Origin of the sequence: Bacillus sp. 7894-2 (genome assembly GCF_002272225.1) — a bacterium.
Taxonomy (GTDB): domain Bacteria; phylum Bacillota; class Bacilli; order Bacillales; family Cytobacillaceae; genus Cytobacillus.
Genome location: NZ_NPDG01000166.1, coordinates 1 through 1,252 on the forward strand (window position 1 = coordinate 1; position 1,252 = coordinate 1,252).

1 protein-coding gene is annotated in these 1,252 nt (G+C 32.3%); it reads left to right on the forward strand.

Annotation, left to right across the window (positions count from 1 at the left end):
- Nucleotides 1-222 precede the first annotated feature (222 nt).
- Nucleotides 223-1,116, forward strand: a complete 894-nt coding sequence (locus CHI10_RS21960) for a gluzincin family metallopeptidase (protein ID WP_095246262.1) — start codon at nt 223-225, stop codon at nt 1,114-1,116.
- Nucleotides 1,117-1,252: the final 136 nt, after the last annotated feature.

Here is a 1,252-nt window from a genome sequence, read left to right on the forward strand (position 1 = left end):
AAGCAGTTTAGTTTAATAGGATATATGGATTTAAAATAATGTTGTAGTTTAAAACAAACATCTTAATTTAAGGTAGGACGCAGGTAAAGAATACCTAAAATTGCAGGAATATTGAAACTAATCCAAGTTAAACCGTATTAGAATTAGATGTTTTTTTACATAAGGATTATGAAGATAGAATTTTCATGTAGCAATATTTTCTAAAGAAAGTGGGAGAGAAGAATGTTGAGCAGATATAAAAAATTTGGTTCTTTTGTATTTTTGATACTGTTGATTCTTACTGGGTGCAGCGACCATAAAACAGATTCAGATGCATCCGATAAAAAGTCTTCTTCACAAGATAATGACTTTCAGAAATTTAAAACGGAAGATGGAGAAATAGAAATAAATATTTTCAATAAAGGAAGTTTTTCCGAAGCAACTTTAAAGCAAATAAAAGAGGAAACTCTTTCCTTTTACACTGCACTGAAAAAAGAAAATGTATCGTTGTCTTCCCCATCAAAAATCTATTTACACCTCTATGATGAGAAGAAGGTAAGCTATGCGAGCGACAACACCATTCACCTCTACTGGGTGAAAGAAGGAAATTATCCTCTTATCCACGAACTTACCCATGTCATATTGGGTTACACTGAAGGACATGTGACACAGGAAGGTCTTGCGATTTTTATGCAGGATTCGTATTCAGACAGAGGAGCATTCCCCAATTTTCATGAAGATGTGCACGGTATTATGAAATATTTAATGACACGAGGGATCAGCATTCCTCTGGAAACGTTGCTGAGAGAGGAAAAAATTTTCACTCATTCAAATTTAAATAAAGATTCCTATTCTTTAAGGTGGTTGGGGTATATTGAATCTGCTTCATTCTCAGATTTTCTTATTAATCAATATGGCATGGAAAAGTTTGTGAAAATATATGACCGCCCGAATTTAACTGATGAAATACATGCGGTCTATGGGAAAAAATTAGAACATCTTGAAATGGAATGGAAAGAGTTTCTTCAGAGAAAATCCATACCGAATGAAGAAACCATTCGCAGCTATGAACCTCAAATTCAAGAAATTATCAATCACTTGGTAGCAAATAAAGAACAGCTATTAAAAACTTCTTAATTGCAGAATATTATTAAATGGAACTTCCTAATTTGTGGAAGTTCCATTTAATAATTAATAACAACATTAAACTTTAACAGAGCCAAAAACAAAAAAAACTAATCCCTATTGGAATTAGTTTGATAATGGTATGTAT